General features: G+C 43.0%; 20 protein-coding genes. 18 read left to right on the forward strand and 2 right to left on the reverse strand.

Annotated features, from left to right (window positions below; translation table 11 throughout):
- Positions 1 to 2 precede the first annotated feature (2 nt).
- The 15 genes from KFV11_RS03165 (at position 3) to dltD (ending at position 14,322) form a co-directional block, all read left to right on the forward strand.
- Positions 3 to 1,238, forward strand: coding sequence for a cysteine desulfurase (locus tag KFV11_RS03165; RefSeq protein ID WP_254250334.1), 1,236 nt, complete (start codon positions 3 to 5; stop codon positions 1,236 to 1,238).
- Positions 1,228 to 1,662 carry a Fe-S cluster assembly sulfur transfer protein SufU gene (gene sufU / locus KFV11_RS03170; protein ID WP_149458070.1) on the forward strand — a complete coding sequence of 145 codons (435 nt, stop codon included), beginning with the start codon at positions 1,228 to 1,230 and terminating at the stop codon, positions 1,660 to 1,662. Before KFV11_RS03165 ends, sufU begins: the two co-directional genes overlap by 11 nt.
- Positions 1,663 to 1,674: 12 nt before the next feature.
- Positions 1,675 to 3,072 (forward strand): Fe-S cluster assembly protein SufB, encoded by a 1,398-nt coding sequence (gene sufB, locus KFV11_RS03175; protein WP_149458071.1) that lies wholly within the window; start codon positions 1,675 to 1,677, stop codon positions 3,070 to 3,072.
- Positions 3,073 to 3,183: 111 nt separating this feature from the next.
- Positions 3,184 to 4,110, forward strand: a complete 927-nt coding sequence (locus KFV11_RS03180) for a magnesium transporter CorA family protein (protein WP_149458072.1) — start codon at positions 3,184 to 3,186, stop codon at positions 4,108 to 4,110.
- 201 nt (positions 4,111 to 4,311) lie between these two features.
- On the forward strand, positions 4,312 to 5,160 hold the full coding sequence (locus KFV11_RS03185; protein ID WP_149458073.1) for a DUF72 domain-containing protein: 849 nt from the start codon (positions 4,312 to 4,314) through the stop codon (positions 5,158 to 5,160).
- An 11-nt stretch (positions 5,161 to 5,171) separates the two neighbouring features.
- Complete coding sequence (locus tag KFV11_RS03190; protein ID WP_149458074.1) at positions 5,172 to 5,993, forward strand: sulfite exporter TauE/SafE family protein; 822 nt, start codon at positions 5,172 to 5,174, stop codon at positions 5,991 to 5,993.
- Between the two features lie 11 nt (positions 5,994 to 6,004).
- Positions 6,005 to 7,321 (forward strand): bifunctional metallophosphatase/5'-nucleotidase, encoded by a 1,317-nt coding sequence (locus tag KFV11_RS03195; protein ID WP_254250335.1) that lies wholly within the window; start codon positions 6,005 to 6,007, stop codon positions 7,319 to 7,321.
- A gap of 72 nt (positions 7,322 to 7,393) precedes the next feature.
- Entirely contained in the window at positions 7,394 to 8,305 is a 912-nt protein-coding gene (lipA, locus tag KFV11_RS03200) for a lipoyl synthase (RefSeq protein ID WP_149458076.1), read from the forward strand.
- Between the two features lie 8 nt (positions 8,306 to 8,313).
- Complete coding sequence (locus KFV11_RS03205; RefSeq protein WP_149458077.1) at positions 8,314 to 8,712, forward strand: YutD family protein; 399 nt, start codon at positions 8,314 to 8,316, stop codon at positions 8,710 to 8,712.
- Positions 8,713 to 8,751: 39 nt separating this feature from the next.
- Positions 8,752 to 9,852, forward strand: coding sequence for a serine hydrolase domain-containing protein (locus KFV11_RS03210; protein WP_254250336.1), 1,101 nt, complete (start codon positions 8,752 to 8,754; stop codon positions 9,850 to 9,852).
- A 258-nt stretch (positions 9,853 to 10,110) separates the two neighbouring features.
- Positions 10,111 to 10,239 (forward strand): teichoic acid D-Ala incorporation-associated protein DltX, encoded by a 129-nt coding sequence (dltX, locus tag KFV11_RS03215; RefSeq protein WP_149458079.1) that lies wholly within the window; start codon positions 10,111 to 10,113, stop codon positions 10,237 to 10,239.
- Between the two features lie 15 nt (positions 10,240 to 10,254).
- Positions 10,255 to 11,682: a D-alanine--poly(phosphoribitol) ligase subunit DltA gene (gene dltA / locus KFV11_RS03220; protein WP_254250337.1), complete on the forward strand. Its 1,428-nt coding sequence runs from the start codon at positions 10,255 to 10,257 to the stop codon at positions 11,680 to 11,682.
- Complete coding sequence (dltB, locus tag KFV11_RS03225; protein ID WP_149458081.1) at positions 11,679 to 12,893, forward strand: D-alanyl-lipoteichoic acid biosynthesis protein DltB; 1,215 nt, start codon at positions 11,679 to 11,681, stop codon at positions 12,891 to 12,893. The genes dltA and dltB overlap by 4 nt, the downstream gene beginning before the upstream one ends.
- 11 nt (positions 12,894 to 12,904) lie before the next feature.
- Entirely contained in the window at positions 12,905 to 13,141 is a 237-nt protein-coding gene (gene dltC / locus KFV11_RS03230; RefSeq protein ID WP_149458082.1) for a D-alanine--poly(phosphoribitol) ligase subunit DltC, read from the forward strand.
- Positions 13,138 to 14,322: a D-alanyl-lipoteichoic acid biosynthesis protein DltD gene (gene dltD, locus KFV11_RS03235; RefSeq protein WP_254250338.1), complete on the forward strand. Its 1,185-nt coding sequence runs from the start codon at positions 13,138 to 13,140 to the stop codon at positions 14,320 to 14,322. The genes dltC and dltD overlap by 4 nt, the downstream gene beginning before the upstream one ends.
- A 12-nt stretch (positions 14,323 to 14,334) precedes the next feature.
- On the opposite strand, the gene KFV11_RS03240 is transcribed toward dltD, so the two are convergent.
- Both KFV11_RS03240 and KFV11_RS03245 read right to left on the reverse strand, forming a co-directional pair.
- Positions 14,335 to 14,598 carry a DUF3055 domain-containing protein gene (locus KFV11_RS03240; RefSeq protein WP_149458084.1) on the reverse strand — a complete coding sequence of 88 codons (264 nt, stop codon included), beginning with the start codon at positions 14,596 to 14,598 and terminating at the stop codon, positions 14,335 to 14,337.
- A 63-nt stretch (positions 14,599 to 14,661) separates the two neighbouring features.
- Positions 14,662 to 14,940 (reverse strand): hypothetical protein, encoded by a 279-nt coding sequence (locus KFV11_RS03245; protein WP_149458085.1) that lies wholly within the window; start codon positions 14,938 to 14,940, stop codon positions 14,662 to 14,664.
- Between the two features lie 147 nt (positions 14,941 to 15,087).
- On the opposite strand from KFV11_RS03245, the gene KFV11_RS03250 reads away from it, so the two are divergent.
- The 3 genes from KFV11_RS03250 to KFV11_RS03260 are packed head-to-tail and all read left to right on the forward strand — an operon-like array spanning position 15,088 to position 17,262.
- Positions 15,088 to 15,516 (forward strand): DUF86 domain-containing protein, encoded by a 429-nt coding sequence (locus KFV11_RS03250; RefSeq protein ID WP_149458086.1) that lies wholly within the window; start codon positions 15,088 to 15,090, stop codon positions 15,514 to 15,516.
- Complete coding sequence (locus KFV11_RS03255) at positions 15,513 to 16,304, forward strand: TIGR01457 family HAD-type hydrolase (protein ID WP_254250339.1); 792 nt, start codon at positions 15,513 to 15,515, stop codon at positions 16,302 to 16,304. Before KFV11_RS03250 ends, KFV11_RS03255 begins: the two co-directional genes overlap by 4 nt.
- The gene (locus tag KFV11_RS03260; RefSeq protein WP_254250340.1) at positions 16,297 to 17,262 is read left to right on the forward strand and encodes a 2-hydroxyacid dehydrogenase; all 966 of its coding nucleotides are present in this window, start codon (positions 16,297 to 16,299) and stop codon (positions 17,260 to 17,262) included. Before KFV11_RS03255 ends, KFV11_RS03260 begins: the two co-directional genes overlap by 8 nt.
- Positions 17,263 to 17,266: the final 4 nt, after the last annotated feature.

A 17,266-nucleotide genomic window follows, 5' to 3' on the forward strand; every position in this document is an offset into this window, starting at 1 on the left:
ATATGACCGTTTTAAATATTAATAAAGTCAGAGCTGACTTCCCGATATTAAACGAACAAGTGAACGGGCAGCCGCTCGTTTATCTTGATTCATCAGCATCAAGCCAGAAGCCGCAAGCTGTTATTGATACCATCAGCCAGTACTATGAATCGATGAATGCCAATGTCCACCGCGGTGTGCACACACTCGGCACACGGGCGACGGACGGCTACGAGAAAGCGCGCGAGGCAGTTCGACGTTTCATCAATGCTCAGTATTTTGAGGAAATCGTTTTTACCCGCGGGACAACGACGGCGCTCAATCTTGTGGCTCATAGCTACGGTGACATGGTGGTCAATGCAGGCGATGAGATTGTCATCACAGAAATGGAGCACCATGCCAATCTTGTACCGTGGCAGATGCTTGCTAAACGTCGGCAGGCAGTACTAAAATATATTCCGCTGCAACCTGACGGCACACTGCTCATGAGTGATGTTGAGGCTGCGATTACCGATAGAACAAAAATTGTCTCTGTTACGCATGTGTCGAACGTACTCGGCACGATTAACGACATTAAGGCGATTGCCGCAGTGGCTCATAAACACGGGGCAGTTATGGTTGCCGATGGTGCTCAGGCTGTTCCTCATATGACCGTGGATGTTCAGGCGCTTGATGTTGATTTCTATGCCTTCAGCGGCCACAAAATGGTCGGCCCGACAGGAATCGGCGTGCTTTACGGCCGTCGTAAACTGCTGAATCAGATGGAACCGATTGAATTCGGCGGCGACATGATTGATTTTGTCGGCCTCCATGATTCAACATGGACCGAACTTCCTGTGAAATTTGAAGCAGGTACACCGCTGATTGCTGAAGCGATTGGCCTGCACGCAGCAATCGATTATCTTGAAGCGCTCGGCATGGATAATGTGCTTGAGTATGAACATGAACTGACGCGTTATGCCTATGAAAAAATGTCTGAAATAGAAGGCCTTGAGATTTATGGTCCGGGTCCGGATGCGAGAGCGGGACTGATTACTTTTAATCTGAAAGGTGTCCATCCTCATGACCTGGCGACAGCGCTTGATGCAGACGGTATTGCCATTCGTGCAGGTCATCACTGTGCACAGCCGCTGATGAAATGGCTGAATCAGTCATCAACAGCACGTGCCAGCTTCTACATCTACAATACAACAGAAGAAGTGGATGTACTGATTGAAAGTCTGAAGAAGACAAAGGAGTTTTTCAGTTATGAGTTTTAATAACCTTGATCAACTGTATCGCTCCGTGATTATGGATCATTACAAAAACCCCCGCAATAAAGGGGTCATTGCAGACGGCACGATGACGATTGACATGAACAATCCGACTTGTGGCGACCGTATCCGTCTGACATTGAATATGGAAGGTGACACGATTCAGGACGCTAAGTTCGAAGGTGAAGGTTGTTCCATCTCAATGTCCAGTGCGTCTATGATGACGCAGGCGATCAAAGGTCATACAATAGAAGAAGCATTACACATGAGTAGCGAATTCAGCCGGATGATGCTCGGAGAAGATTACAACATTGACGAAGACATGGGTGATATTGAAGCACTGTCAGGTGTTGCGAAGTTTCCTGCCCGTATTAAATGTGCTACCCTTGCATGGAAAGCACTAGAAAAAGGAACACAAGAAGAAGAATAAGGAGTGAATCAAATGGCTAAAAAAGCACCAGATGTCGGCGATTACAAATATGGCTTTCACGATAAAGACGTCTCTATCTTCCGTTCAGAACGTGGTCTGACAGAAGAGATTGTAAGAGAAATATCAAAAATGAAGGAAGAACCGCAGTGGATGCTCGACTTCCGTCTTAAATCATTAAAACAGTTCTACAAAATGCCGATGCCGATGTGGGGCGGTGATTTATCAGAGTTAAACTTTGATGAAATCACTTACTATGTTAAACCATCTGAGCATACAGAACGTTCTTGGGACGAAGTGCCTGAAGAAATCAAGCAGACGTTTGATAAATTAGGTATTCCGGAAGCGGAACAGAAATATCTTGCAGGTGTATCTGCTCAGTATGAATCTGAAGTGGTTTACCACAATATGCAGGAAGACTTAGAAGAACAGGGCATTATCTTTAAAGATACTGACTCTGCACTGCGAGAAAACGAAGAATTATTCAGAGAACACTTCGCATCAGTGATTCCGCCGGCAGACAACAAGTTTGCTGCACTGAACTCTGCCGTATGGTCTGGTGGATCGTTCATCTATGTACCAAAAAACATTAAGCTTGAAACACCACTGCAGGCTTACTTCCGTATTAACTCTGAAAACATGGGTCAGTTCGAACGTACACTCATCATCGTTGACGAAGGCGCAAGCGTTCACTATGTAGAAGGCTGTACAGCACCGGTTTATACAACGAACTCCCTTCACTCAGCAGTCGTTGAGATCATCGTTAAAAAAGATGCTTACTGCCGTTACACAACAATACAGAACTGGGCGAACAATGTCTATAACTTAGTAACGAAGCGGACATTCGTCTATGAGAACGGTACGATGGAATGGATTGATGGTAACATCGGCTCTAAGCTGACGATGAAATATCCAGCTTGTTACTTGCTCGGTGAAGGTGCGCGTGGTATGACATTATCTATCGCCCTGGCAGGTCGTGGACAAGTTCAGGATGCCGGTGCTAAAATGATGCATATGGCACCAAATACATCATCTACTATCGTCTCTAAATCTATTTCGAAACAAGGCGGTAAAGTCGTTTACCGTGGTATTGTCCACTTCGGTCGTAAAGCAGAAGGTGCACGTTCAAATATTGAGTGTGACACATTGATTATGGACAATGCGTCGACTTCAGACACGATCCCTTACAATGAAGTGATGAATGACAATATTTCACTGGAGCACGAAGCGAAAGTTTCAAAAGTCTCTGAAGAGCAGCTGTTCTATTTAATGAGCCGCGGTATCTCTGAAGAAGAAGCGACAGAAATGATTGTTATGGGCTTCATTGAACCATTCACAAAAGAGTTGCCGATGGAGTATGCAGTAGAAATGAACCGTCTGATCAAGTTTGAGATGGAAGGTTCTATCGGTTAATCATCAAAGACGAGAGTTTCTCGTCTTTTTTTTGTTTAAACAAGTATCTTTCTTTCGTGTTTTACGTTAAGATTTTTATGTTGATAAAGACGCGGAGAAAGGAGCAGGCTTATGATTACCACGTATATAAACTCCGAAGAAGGAACGATTATAAAAGCCGATAAATATCAGGTGAACAACTGGGTGAATATCGTCCAGCCATCCCGTGAAGAGATGGAGGAAGTGGCTGAACAATTCAATATACCGATTGAATTTCTGGAAGATCCACTTGATCCTGAAGAAAGTGCACGTATAGAATACGATGAAGAAACCAATAGCACACTGATTATTAATGATTTTCCCATTCTAGATAAAAATATACGACAGACAGAATCTTATATTACTGTGCCGATCGGTATCATCTTGAGTAAAGGTTATATTATTACAATCTGTTCACAGGAAAATGATATGTTTAATAAACTGCTGAACCAACGTTTTGATTTACGGATGAAGTCAAGATTTTTGCTGGAAGTGCTGTTTATTGTAGCGACGATGTACAACAACACGTTGAAGAAAATCAACCGGGACCGGATCAGAATCGAGAGCAACTTAAGAAACTCTTTGACGAATAAGCAGCTGTACGACCTGATGGAGATTGAAAAGAGTCTCGTCTATTTCCTGACGTCGCTGACCGCCAATGGTGATGCAATCAAGAAAATCTTCAGATCGCGTTCAATCAAGCCTTATGATGATGATCAGGAACTATTGGAAGACTTATTAATCGAAAACACACAGGCACTTAATACGACAGAGCTTTACACGCGCATTCTTGAAAGTATCACAGGGTCCTATTCATCACTCATCGGTAATGAGATGAATAACATCATGAAAATCCTGACGCTGTTCACGGTTTTCTTGACGCTGCCGACACTCGTTTTCAGCTTCTTCGGTATGAACGTCCATCTTCCAGGCGTTTCATGGCTCGGCACACTGCTGGTCGCACTAGCGTTAATGATGCTGACCTTTATCTTTTTACAGCGGCGTAATATATTCAAATAATTGAGACTTGAGACAACTGTCCTGTCTTCAATAACCTTTCACACAGGGGCGTGCGCGAGCCTGCACGCTATTTCTGCAGGAGTCGCTGTGTATTGTTTTTGAAGAAAGCTGAATAGTAAGCTCAAGTCTTATTTTAATGATGGCCAGGGATGCGTCATAGATAATACGGATGTTTATGGTATGATAAATGCAGGTGATGATATGATAAATATAGGACTTACAGGCTGGGGAGACCATGATACTCTTTACGCTGATCTATCAAATAAAAAAGATAAACTGCTGACATACGGCAGTCATTTTCCGACGGTTGAACTGGATTCAACGTACTATGCCATTCAACCTGAACGGAATATCAGAAAATGGATTGCTGAAACACCGGCGAGCTTCAAGTTTGTCGTGAAGATCCATCAGGCATTGACTGGGCATGCAGCTGTCGAGGACTATGCGGAGAGTAAGCTGCAGCTGATCGAACAGTTTAATTTAATGATAGGGCCGATGCTGGAGGAGAATAAGCTCGCCATGGTGCTCATTCAGTTTCCGCCGTGGTTTGACTGTAATACCGGCAATATTAATTACATGCTGTATTTGAAGGAATATTTAGTGGACATGCCGCTGGCGATAGAATTCAGGAATGACAGCTGGTTTTTGCCGGAGATGAAGGAGAATACGCTCAGCTTCCTCCATGATAACGGCTTTATTCATTCGGTCTGTGATGAACCACAGAGCGGTCACGGTTCGATTCCGTTCGTCAATAGAGTGACGAGCCGGACTGCCCTGATGCGCTTTCACGGCCGCAATGTAGCCGGATGGACCAAAAAGGACTTGACTGACCAGGAATGGCGTGCTGTCCGCTACCTTTATAATTACAATGAAGAAGAGCTGCAGGAACTCGCCCGCAAAGTGAAAATTCTGGAGCAGAAGACAAAAGACGTCTATGTCATCTTCAACAATAACTCCGGCGGTCATGCGGCAGCAAACGCGAAACGGCTGATTGAAATATTGGATATTGAATACCGCGGGCTTAACTTTCAGCAGCTTAAACTATTTTAGGATGTGTCTTAATGTCAATTGTTATATTAATTATACTAGGTGTATTATCTGCTGTTATCGGGGCGATCGTAGGGATCGGCGGCGGCATCATTATCGTGCCGACGTTAATTTACTTAGGCATGGATGCGGGGATTCTCGATGATATCACGCCCCAGAAGGCGATAGGGACATCTACTGTTATTTTAATTTCCACTGGTCTGTCCGCTACGCTCGGCTATTTGAAGACGAAGCAGGTCGATTTGAAGTCGGGTATGCTGTTTCTTTGCGGTATAGTGCCGGGTGCGTTTATTGGTGCTTATTTAAGCCGTTATTTAACACTTGACAGCTTTAATCTGTACTTTGGAATATTTCTTATCATCATCAGTATTGTGCTGATGGTCCGGAATCATATCAAGCCGATCAAATTGTTCCAGAACGAAGCGCATCAACGTATGTTTACCGATGCAGCAGGCACAACACATCACTACAGCATTGCGCCTGTGCCGGCGATTATCGCGACATTCATTGTAGGCTGTCTGACCGGACTGTTCGGTATCGGCGGCGGTGCCTTGATGACGCCGTTAATGATTATTTTATTCAGATTTCCGCCTCATATTGCAGTCGGTACGAGCATGCTGATGATTTTCTTCTCAAGTTTGTCTGGTGCTGTCAGTCATATTGTTCAGGGGAATGTTATCTGGTATTATGCAGTGATATTGATTATTGCAAGTTATATCGGTGCTAATATTGGCGTGCAGATCAACAAAAGAATGAAGTCAGATACAGTGATTTTAGTGTTGAGAAGTATTATGCTTCTGTTAGGAGTTTATTTAATTATTAAGAGTCTGTTATAGAGGTGAAGTCAATGGAACTGAAACTTTATCATACGAATGATATTCATAGTCATTTAATGACATACAATAAAATCATCCGCTTTCTGGCCGACAAGCGCGCTCAGTTCCCGCATACATACTATGTCGATATTGGAGATCATGTTGATCGCAGCCACCCTTTCACAGAAGGAACGCTCGGTCGCGGCAACGTTCAACTATTGAATGAAGCAGGAGCAGGAGTCGTCACGATCGGCAACAATGAAGGGATCACGCTGACGCATGAAGACTTCAATCATCTTTATGAAGATGCGGACTTTCAGGTGACCTGCTGCAATGTGACTGACCTTGACGGACGGCTGCCGGAGAATGTGAAGCGTCATGCCATTGAAGACATACATGGCATCACGTTCGGATTTATCGGAGCGACAGCTGAATTCACTCCTTTTTATAGAGCGCTCGGCTGGAATGTGACTGACCCGGTGGAAGCAATACGGACACAAGTACAGGCCATCAAATCACAATGTGATGTCATCGTAATTCTCAGTCATCTCGGTAAGTTTACAGACCAAAGAATCGCTGCAGAGATTCACGGTATCGATATTATTCTTGGTGCCCATACGCACCATCACTTCGATAACGGTGATCTTGTGAACGGCGTGCTGATTGGTGCAGCCGGACGGTACGGCGAATACATCGGTGAATTGACATTGACGTTTGACGGCAGGCAGCTTACCGCCAAGAGCGCCCGGTTGGTCAGTACAAATGAACTGATTGACGGCGAAGAGGATTACTATGACCAGGGCCGGCGTATACTGAATGAAGTCATAACAGATCACACGCTCTCGCTGCCGAGAAGACTATACAGTGCCTCTGTGACGACTGCGTTACTTGCCAGGGAGCTGCGGCTGTTTTTGGAGGCTGACTGTGCACTTATCAATTCAGGACTGATTGTTGAAGGATTTGAAGGACCAGGTTTCACAAAGTATGATCTCCATAAGATGCTGCCGCATCCAATTAATCCGGTGAAGATTACATTGTCAGGACGTGAACTGATGGAAGTCATCGCGATGAGCATGAAACATGAACATCGGGGTGATATCGTCAAAGGCTTCGGTTTTCGGGGAGATTTATTCGGCATGTATGTGCTGGATAATGTCGGTATGATTCAATCAGAGCGACAGTTTTCCGTCGGGGGACGCTTAATCGATGTTCACCAGCAGTATACTTTGGCGACGCTTGACATGTATACTTTCGGTAGATTCTTCCCGCAGTTCGTTCAGAATGAGAAGGAATATATTATGCCGGAATTTCTGCGCGACGTAATGATGATGGCGCTTAACCGCCGTTAAAATAAATACAGCATTTAAATTTTGCTTAATGTTCGTTATAATGATAGGGTAATTTATTGGAGGGATGTTGTTTTGGCTACTAAGAATGAAGAGATACTGAGAAAACCAGAATGGTTGAAAATAAAGCTTAACACGAACAAGAACTATACAGGTCTTAAAAAAATGATGCGTGAGAAGAATCTTCATACGGTATGTGAAGAAGCACGCTGCCCAAACATCCATGAGTGCTGGGGAGAACGCCGTACAGCGACGTTTATGATCTTAGGAGCAGTATGTACACGTGCCTGCCGTTTCTGTGCCGTTAAGACAGGACTGCCGAACGAGCTCGATCTTGAAGAACCTGGTCGCGTAGCAGAATCAGTGGAACTCATGAACTTAAAGCACGTAGTTATTACTGCCGTTGCGCGTGATGATTTAAAAGACGGCGGCTCCCATGTCTATGCTGATACAATCCGTAAAGTCCGTGAACGCAACCCTTATACAACCATTGAAGTGCTGCCGTCAGATATGGGCGGTTCATTTGACAACTGGGTGACACTGCTTGAAGCAAAGCCCGATATTTTAAACCATAATATTGAAACAGTCAGACGTCTGACACCGAGAGTCCGTGCGCGTGCGACCTATGATCGCTCACTTGAAGTACTGCGCCGCTCTAAAGAGCTTTATCCGGATATCCCTACTAAATCAAGCTTGATGCTTGGGCTCGGCGAGACTTGGGAAGAAATTCTTGAAGTGATGGACGATCTGCGTGCCAATAATGTAGACATTATGACAATCGGCCAGTACTTGCAGCCATCGCGTAAACATCTGAAAGTACAGAAGTACTATACACCACTTGAATTCGGTAAGCTTCGTAAGATCGCTATGGAAAAAGGTTTCAAACATTGTCAGGCAGGGCCGATGGTCCGTAGCTCCTACCATGCTGATGAGCAGGTGAATGAAGCGGCGAAAGTCCGTCAGGCTATGGGAGAACTCGCTGAGTAGGTGAATATATGGTCATTAAGATAGGTGAACATTATTATAACATCATCGCCAATTACCGTGATGCGTTTGACGCAGAACAATTTGAAAGGCGTTATTCAGAAGTACTCGATAAATATCCTGTTATCGTCGGAGATATCGGATTCGAGCAGCTGAGATTAAAAGGGTTCTATGAGGACCGGAATAAAAAAGCGGATATTAGTAAACGCTTCTCAAGTATTCAGGACTACCTTATGGAATACTGCAACTTCGGATGTCCTTATTTTGTCTTGAAACGACTGCCGGCAGCTGAACGCCTCAATGAAGAAACACCGGTTGAAGAACATATTGCCGATGAAAGAGTAGAAATAATTGCAGAGCAGACTGATGAGCTATATAATAACAAAACATTAAAACAGTTTTTAAAGTGATCACTTAACAGTGATTACTTTATTTTTTTGGAGGATGCGATGAAACGAGTGTTATATGTATTATGTTTAGTGGTGCTATGTCTAGTGCTGGCGAGCTGCAGTTTAGCGCCTTTTAATTTCAATCAAGCTAAAGAGAATAGCAAGGAGGCCAGCGACGGTAATAATCAGTTCAGTAGTAATCCCGGGGATCAGCAGGCAATCAAAGAAATAAACGCTATTTTAAAGCAGGAGAACTTTAAGGGCACTCTTTATATTAAGAATCATAATAAAGTACTGATGAATGAAGCAGTCGGAGAAAAAAATTATAAAGGTGAGCAGTTAGGGACGGAATCTATGTTCCTGATAGGTTCCAGTCAAAAATTCCTAACAGGTATCATCGTAAAAAAACTAGAGGATAAAGGACTGATTGATCGTAATCAGCTCGTCTCTTTTTATCTTCCGCAATTTTACGGCATGAATATGACTATTAAGAATTTACTGATGCATAGAAGCGGATTAATGCCTTATCGTATGACCAAAAAATATAGAGGACTTGACGCGACAGTAAATACGATTGCTGAAAACGGCATGAATTTATCATTGTATAATACATATCATTATAATGATGCCAATTATATAGTTTTAGCTAAAGTGATTGAACAAGTTACCCAAAAAACTTATAAAGAGAATGTCTATCAATATATCATTAATCCTTTAAAACTGAAAAGAACAGGATTCTATGATGATAAATTGTTACAACCTTTTTTTGCTGAAGGTTATAGAACGAAATTTATGATGAAAACACCGATAAAACCTTTCGGCCTTGATCAATTTGACGGTGCAGGCAATATTTATATGTCAGCAGCTGATATGGTGACTTTAGCAGATGCATTCTATCATAATCAGTTATTTAGTAGCCAGGAGACGAACTTGATGAAAACGAGTATAGATGACAATGTGCAGCCTTATAGATATGGCTTTAATGTGAAAAAAAACTATCTTCGTCTTAGAGGCTACTTCTTTAATCAGGAAGTCATCTGCTGGTTCAATAATAATTTAACGATTGCTATGGCAACAAATATAGCAAAGCCGAGTAAAACAAAAAATAATGAACAAAGCGTTCTGAAAATTTATAACATCCTTACTCACAATAAGAGGTAGACATTTCGTAAGAAAATAAAAACATTAAATAAAGTTAATAAATATTTATGTTTTGTATATTATGTATTGCAAAATAATGTTAATTACCTTATTATTACAGATATGTTACATCAAAGCGAAAGTATTTTGTTTTAATTGGAGATGTTCAATTTATTGCAACAATTTCAAAAAACAATCGCTAATTAATGATGATATGAGTTGTGAAAAATAAAATCAGTTTTTATAATTTGATAGTATGGCTGGCAGGTGAAAATAATAATGATACTACAAAATGAAAATGTGAAACTCGCTTTGCTTACGTTGCTTTATCTCATCATTCTTTTTACTCTATTCTGGATTTATGGCGGTGGTGGAGTCGAAAGCAACTTTATTTATAATGAATTTTAATGAGTAGGTGTAAATATGAATTTTTTAACTCAATTATCACATCATACAACTGACAAACCGGATTCTTTATGTTTCATTCACCGCGAGGAGCGAATGACGTATGAGGAATTAGAGCAGTTATCAAACGGTCTGGCAGCTATGGTGGTCGAGAGTCGCCAGCCTTTAGTCGTTTACGGGCATATGTCAAAATGGATGATTGTAGGAATGATCGCTGCACTGAAAGCAGGCATCGGTTATGTGCCTATCGATACGTCTATACCGGATGAGCGCGTGGCTAAGATTCTACAAAAGATAGAACCGGAGTATATATTAGTGGCCGAACCGCTGGAAGTAGCGACTGAGGCACGACTAATTGAGCCGGGACAATGGCCTGACAGGGCGGAGTTCATCAAGGACGTCCAGCCTGAAGATATCGCCTATACGATCTTCACCTCAGGCTCAACCGGAATGCCGAAGGGCGTTGCGATTAAATATAAGAGCCTGGATGATTTCACTGACTGGATGGTGAGTCTATATGGTGCATCTGAAAAAAATTACTGGCTGAATCAGGCACCGTTATCGTTCGACCTATCAGTGATGGCTGTCTATCCGGCACTTGCTTCCGGTGGAACATTAGTGATGATCGATAAAGAGATGATTAAAAAACCTGCTGAAATTCAGCAGCAGCTGACTGAATATCCGATATCAGCGTGGGTTTCTACGCCGTCATTTATGGAGATGGGACTGCTGCTTCCGCAATTCAGTCAGGAAACATATCCGAATCTGCGCTATTTCTATTTCTGCGGAGAAGCACTTAAACATAAGACGGCTTCCCAGCTGAAGAACAACTTCGCTGATGCTTTTATTTATAACACTTACGGGCCGACAGAGGCGACTGTTGCGGTGACAAGTGTCAGAGTAACGGATGAACTGCTCGCAAAGTATAATCCACTGCCTGTCGGGTCACCGAGACCGAAAACGACCCTCTCTCTCAGCGAAGAAGGCGAACTGCTGATTCACGGAGATGCTGTCAGCGCAGGTTATATTAAAGAACCGGAAAAGACAGCACAGCAGTTTTTCAAGGCGGATGGTGAACGTAGCTACCGCACAGGAGATAAAGCAGAAATTAAGGATGGTCTCTGGTTCATCAATGGCCGTATTGATTATCAGATCAAGCTGAACGGCTACCGGATGGAGCTTGAAGAAATTGAGGAGCAGCTGACAAAAATCAATGGAATCCGTCAGGCAGTTGTCACACCTATAGAGAAAAATGGCAAAGTCCAGTACTTGGTGGCTTCTGTCTCAGCTGAAGCGGACGACCAGCTGGCACAGACGGTGAAGCAGCAGCTGAAATCGACTTTACCGGAATATATGATTCCAAGAAAAATCAGAGTCGTTGACAGCCTGCCGATGACACCGAACGGCAAAGTAGATAGACAGCGGATAAAAGAGGCTGTTTCATGATTCCATATGGTGATTTTTCATTCTTTTATATTGCGCTTTTATTATTGCTGCCGGTCATTATTCTTGGACTGCTGGGCAGAAAGTATAACGGACTAAATATAGCCATCAGTTTTATTATGCTGCTGCTTATATTTAAGGATCCGAATAAAAATTTATTCGGATTGTCTTTGTTGTCATATGAGATGGTCAGCTTTATCATCTATATCTTTTATCAGTTACTGCTGATCAAATTATACTTGAAGATAGTCAAAAACCATAATACGCTCACTAACTTTATACTGATTATGGCAGCGGTTATTGCACCGCTCGCCGTCGTTAAAGTCTTTCAGAGCTCATGGTTCGGTTTCGGCTCCTATGAGGTCGGTCAGCTACCTTTAAAATCGATAATCGGGTTTTTAGGGATCTCGTATATCATGTTCAAAAGCATTCAGATTTTAATGGAGATTAGAGATAGAAGGCTGAAAGAGATTAACAGCTATGAACTGATTAAGTTTTTAAGCTTTTTTCCGACGATTTCTTCAGGGCCGATTGACCGCTACAAAAGATTTCAAAAGGATGAGCACAAGCCGCTGACAAAAGAGCGGTATCGCGAGCTGCTGCTTAAAGCTGTCCACTATATCATGATAGGCTTACTCTATAAATATATTCTGGCATACTGGGTGGATCAGTTCATTATTCTGTCGATAGATTTTTCGGCGGCTTCCATCTGGATGAAGCTCGTGTATATGTATGGTTACAGCTTCTACTTGTTCTTTGATTTTGCAGGCTATAGTTTATTCGCCATCGCCTTCAGTTATTTGATGTCGATAGAAACACCACCGAATTTCAATGCACCTTTTGCATCTAAAAATATTAAAGACTTCTGGAACAGATGGCATATGACCTTGTCATTCTGGTTCCGGGACATGGTATACATGCGTATTGTGTTCTTCATGACGAAGAAAAAGCTATTGAAGGATGCTTTTATGGTATCCAATATCGCCTTTATGCTTAACTTCCTCATCATGGGAATATGGCATGGACTTGAATGGCATTATATTGCTTATGGTCTCTACCATGGTGTACTGTTTGTGAGTTATGGTTATTATGAGAAATGGCGAAAAAAACATCCGTGGAAATTACCGCAGGCCGCTGTAGACATTTTGGCAGTTGTCATTACTTTTCACTTTGTTGCTTTCGGATTTTTGATTTTCTCAGGTAAATTATTTTAGGAGGAAAAAAGATGAATATTAGAGAAGAAGTACTGGATATTTTAGAAGAAATTGCTGAGAGTGATATCGTTAAGACCAATCCGGATATCCGGGTTTTTGATGAAGGGATCATTGATTCACTGGCAACTGTCGTGCTGCTGATGAATATTCAGGAGCGCCTTGATATCGATGTGACGATCACAGACTTTGACCGTGAGACGTGGGCTACACCTAATATGATTGTGGATGAAGTGGAAAAACTTCAATGAAAAAGTTTATCCCCATCCTTATCAGTCTGACTCTGTTTGGCTTATTTTTATTAATTCCAGCCAGATTCGTTGATAAAATTTTTCCATTTACTATCACTACTAATGAAGGCACTAATTTAAATGAAACCACATTTAAAGGTACAGCCGTCCAAAATGTGATGTTTAAAGAAAAAAAGTTTTATCCCCTGTTCGGTTCCAGTGAGCTGGAGAAGAAAGATCCATTCCACCCGGTCCATGTCTTTCAGGAGCGGGGACTTAAAGTCAGACCATTTCTCATTGGAATGGGTGGTTCAACAGATTTAATTCATGCGATCAATATCGCGAGTCACATCGGCCAGATGAAAGATAAGAAGATGGCAATCATTATCTCACCGCAATGGTTTACGCAGAAAGGGATTCAAAATGATAACTTCAGCGCTCGTTTTTCAGCGCAGCAGGTGATTAACTTATTTTCCAATCCTCATGTACCACCTTATTTGAAAGCGCAGTTTGCGAAGAGACTGATTCATTTTGATGCGATAAAGAACGATGCAGCATTATATGATATTGTGAATGATAATATGAACGAGAAATTGACAGCGAGTGATTCCGGATTATCATGGAATCAATGGCTCTACAAAAATTCACTGAAAAAAAATGATATTATCAAAGCAAAATCGATGATGCAGAGTTCATACTTCGGACAACAGCGGAGCATGGATATTAAGTCGAAAAGCTGGCCTGAAGTAAGACAAATGGCAGTGGAATATGGTCGCAGAAAAGCAACCAACAACCCTTACTATATAAGAAATAAATATTATCATATGATACAGCATCATCAGAAAAAATTATCACGTTCAGACGAGTTTTTTGTCAACTCGCCGGAATTTGAAGATTTAGAGCTGCTGACTGCTGCGTTAAAAGCAGGAGGGGCAGACCCGTTATTTATCTCGATTCCTGCTAATGGCAAATGGTATGATCATATTCATATCAATTCAGCCCGTCGTCAGCCGGTTTATGATAAGATTGATGCCGTTATCAGCCGCAGCCATTTCAAACTGTATGATATGACCGACAAAGAATATGAACCTTATGTGCTCAGTGATGCCGTCCATATCGGCTGGAAAGGGTGGGTTTATATCGATGAACAGATGATTAACCACATCGAAGATAAATTTAACCATAAAAAAAGACTTCCGTGAGGAAGTCTTTTTTTATGCGATCACTTCTCTTAGAAAATCAGTGACTTCCTCTGCTTCTGCCTCACTGAGCCCTAAAACATAGGCGATATAACCGTCTTCATCCAGGTCATCCCTGCCGATGATACCGAACTTATTAGACTGCGTATTAAGCACTATCGTCTTACCGTAATGACGGTCTGTCTGAATTAGAGTCAAATCATGCCGCGTATCCCCGATAAAGCTGACAAATCTAATATTCGCTTTCTCAGAATCATCGTATAAAAACATATCAATCATCAGTCATACCTCCAGTTGACATCATTATATCCTGTCATCCAGGAAATATCAAAGGAGTGATTGTTATGTTAAGCGTGCCAGCAGCTCTCTACCTTGAGCAGTCAGCCCAATCGCTTCAAAGTCATTCTGACCGGTATCGCCGAATGTCAGTTTGATGCTTTCAATATCACGCTGGTCATACAGTGTATTCAAAGCCGCTTCAAGCTCCTGGTCTGAGAAACTCAGAGTAGAATCAGCCGCTTTAATTCTGCTGCCGATTTCAGCGACATCACTGAAACCTAAGTCTTTATTATGTTCTAATACTGATAAAATCTCCCGCGTAAAATTATCGGATAAAGTCATTTTGTCATCTCCCAAAGTAAGTGTTTCTTTTATATACCTGACATTTCATGGAGCTAAACGCTGAAACCACTTTTATTTTGCCGGTGACAGGGAATCAACTGTGAAGACATTGAAGAAATTTGTTAAACTAATGATGGAGGCGATCATATGTATTTTGTGGATAGAGAAGAGTTGCAGCACAAACTTGATTATATAGAACAGCTGACTCAAAGCTTCAGCCGGGAAGAAGGTTATGGCCTTGAGCGTGTATGCCATATGCTGATAGAAAGTGTCGTTGATGTCGGCAATATGATTATCGACGGCTTCATTATGAGGGATCCAGGGAGCTATCAGGATGTCATTGACATCCTCGAGATGGAGAACGTCATCAGCAGCACTGAGGCAGCAGCAATCTCAGCGACATTACCGCTGAGACAGTGGATGGTCAGAGATTACACGGCGATTGACCATCAGTCACTTAAACAGCAGTTTGCTGACCATCTGTCAGCTTATGAATCTTTTAAACCTGCAGTATCATCATTTATCGACAAAGAACTCGGACCGGTGTCGGCATTTGGTAAAGGAGGACGCGCATGAAGAAGTATAAAGGCTATCTGCTTGATCTGGACGGGACGATGTACGCAGGAACCCGCTTGATTGAAGGGGCAAAGGAATTCATTGATTATCTTGCTTTGAATCAGCTGCCTTATTTATTTGTCACTAATAATGCATCAAAAACTCCGGAAGAAGTATCAGCTAAATTATCCGCCATGGGCTTTGTCAGCACACCAGACAATGTCGTGACCTCTGCCATGGCAACAGCCATGTATATTGCAGCGGAAAAATCGGAAGCAAGCGTCTATGTCATCGGCGGCACTGGGATTAAAAAGGCGCTGGAAGATGAAGGGCTGGTCATTAAGGACGAGGAACATGTCGATTATGTGGTCGTTGGTCTTGATGTCGACATCACCTATGAGAAGTATGCAGTAGCATGCCTCGCTGTAAGAAACGGGGCGACTTTCATCTCCACGAACCCCGATGTATCGATTCCGACTGAGCGTGGTTTTCTGCCGGGTAATGGTGCACTGACAAGCGTGGTCGCAGTATCGACGGGAGTGGACCCCGTGTTTATCGGTAAGCCGGAGCAGCATATCATGAACAAGGCGGTCGAGCTGATCGGACTGCCGAAAGAAGACCTCGTCATGATCGGTGACCTTTATATGACTGACATTATGTCAGGCATCAACAGCGGGATTGATACACTGCACGTCCAGACCGGTGTCTCGACTTATGAGGCCGTCATGCAGGAAGCGGTGCCGCCGACTTATTCGGTGAAAAACCTGCTGGAAGTGATTGCTTATTATGAGGGGGAGACGCATGAGTAAAGTATTGATCACACGTGCAGTTCCTGAACGGTTTTTAGAAGACTTGAGGCAGACAGCTGAAGTCACCGTATATCCGGAAGAACTGAAACCGATGACCCGTGAACAGTTTCTTGACGAGAGTAAAGATAAAACAGTCGTCATTACGATGCTGAGCGACCGGGTGGATCAGGAATTTATGGATCACTGCCCTGAATTAAAGGCTGTCATCAATCTTGCGGTCGGTTACGACAACATTGATCTTGACTATGCTGCAGCAAAAGGAATCATCGTCTGCAATACGCCGGACGTGCTCACTGAGACAACCGCAGAGCTTGCTTTCACCTTGATGCTTGTCACAGCGCGCCGCATCATTGAAGCGGCACAGATGGTTCAGGACAGCCGCTGGATCGGCTGGGCCCCGTACTTAATGGCCGGTCAGGATGTTTACGGCAAAACAGTCGGGATTTACGGCATGGGTGCTATCGGACGGGCATTTGCACGCCGCTGCAGCGGCTTCGGCATGACTATTTTGTATCATAACCGGTCGCGTCAAGAAGCAGCAGAGAGCGAGTTAGGGGTAAAGTATGCTGACTTCGACGAACTGATCACAACGAGTGATTATGTCGTCTGTACAGCGCCGTTGACTGCCGAGACAGCAGGCAAGTTCAACAAAGACGTGTTCAGCCGGATGAAAGAAGATGCCATATTCATTAATATCGGCCGCGGCGGACATGTCATCGAGGAAGATTTACTGCATGCGGTGCAGCACCGTAAGATTCTTGCGGCAGGGCTCGATGTGCTGGCTGAAGAACCTATCAACAAGAACCATCCATTTCTGGCGGAGCCGAATATTGTGGTGTTACCTCACATCGGCAGTGCATCTGTCGAAACTAGAGATGCGATGATTCAACTCTGCGTGGACAATGCACGGCGTATCATAAATGGTGAGCAGCCGTTAACACCTGTAAAGATGAACTGAATCA

This window comes from Macrococcus equipercicus (assembly GCF_024205945.1).
GTDB classification, from domain to species: Bacteria; Bacillota; Bacilli; order Staphylococcales; family Staphylococcaceae; genus Macrococcus; species Macrococcus equipercicus.

Coding starts and splice junctions, on each gene's coding strand:
- KFV11_RS03165 (WP_254250334.1), top strand. CDS start 3: ATGACCGTTTTAAATATTAATAAAGTCAGAGCTGACTTCCCGATATTA.
- sufU (WP_149458070.1), top strand. CDS start 1,228: ATGAGTTTTAATAACCTTGATCAACTGTATCGCTCCGTGATTATGGAT.
- sufB (WP_149458071.1), top strand. CDS start 1,675: ATGGCTAAAAAAGCACCAGATGTCGGCGATTACAAATATGGCTTTCAC.
- KFV11_RS03180 (WP_149458072.1), top strand. CDS start 3,184: ATGATTACCACGTATATAAACTCCGAAGAAGGAACGATTATAAAAGCC.
- KFV11_RS03185 (WP_149458073.1), top strand. CDS start 4,312: ATGATAAATATAGGACTTACAGGCTGGGGAGACCATGATACTCTTTAC.
- KFV11_RS03190 (WP_149458074.1), top strand. CDS start 5,172: ATGTCAATTGTTATATTAATTATACTAGGTGTATTATCTGCTGTTATC.
- KFV11_RS03195 (WP_254250335.1), top strand. CDS start 6,005: ATGGAACTGAAACTTTATCATACGAATGATATTCATAGTCATTTAATG.
- KFV11_RS03205 (WP_149458077.1), top strand. CDS start 8,314: ATGGTCATTAAGATAGGTGAACATTATTATAACATCATCGCCAATTAC.
- KFV11_RS03210 (WP_254250336.1), top strand. CDS start 8,752: ATGAAACGAGTGTTATATGTATTATGTTTAGTGGTGCTATGTCTAGTG.
- dltX (WP_149458079.1), top strand. CDS start 10,111: ATGATACTACAAAATGAAAATGTGAAACTCGCTTTGCTTACGTTGCTT.
- dltA (WP_254250337.1), top strand. CDS start 10,255: ATGAATTTTTTAACTCAATTATCACATCATACAACTGACAAACCGGAT.
- dltB (WP_149458081.1), top strand. CDS start 11,679: ATGATTCCATATGGTGATTTTTCATTCTTTTATATTGCGCTTTTATTA.
- dltC (WP_149458082.1), top strand. CDS start 12,905: ATGAATATTAGAGAAGAAGTACTGGATATTTTAGAAGAAATTGCTGAG.
- dltD (WP_254250338.1), top strand. CDS start 13,138: ATGAAAAAGTTTATCCCCATCCTTATCAGTCTGACTCTGTTTGGCTTA.
- KFV11_RS03240 (WP_149458084.1), bottom strand. CDS start 14,598: ATGATTGATATGTTTTTATACGATGATTCTGAGAAAGCGAATATTAGA.
- KFV11_RS03245 (WP_149458085.1), bottom strand. CDS start 14,940: ATGACTTTATCCGATAATTTTACGCGGGAGATTTTATCAGTATTAGAA.
- KFV11_RS03250 (WP_149458086.1), top strand. CDS start 15,088: ATGTATTTTGTGGATAGAGAAGAGTTGCAGCACAAACTTGATTATATA.
- KFV11_RS03255 (WP_254250339.1), top strand. CDS start 15,513: ATGAAGAAGTATAAAGGCTATCTGCTTGATCTGGACGGGACGATGTAC.
- KFV11_RS03260 (WP_254250340.1), top strand. CDS start 16,297: ATGAGTAAAGTATTGATCACACGTGCAGTTCCTGAACGGTTTTTAGAA.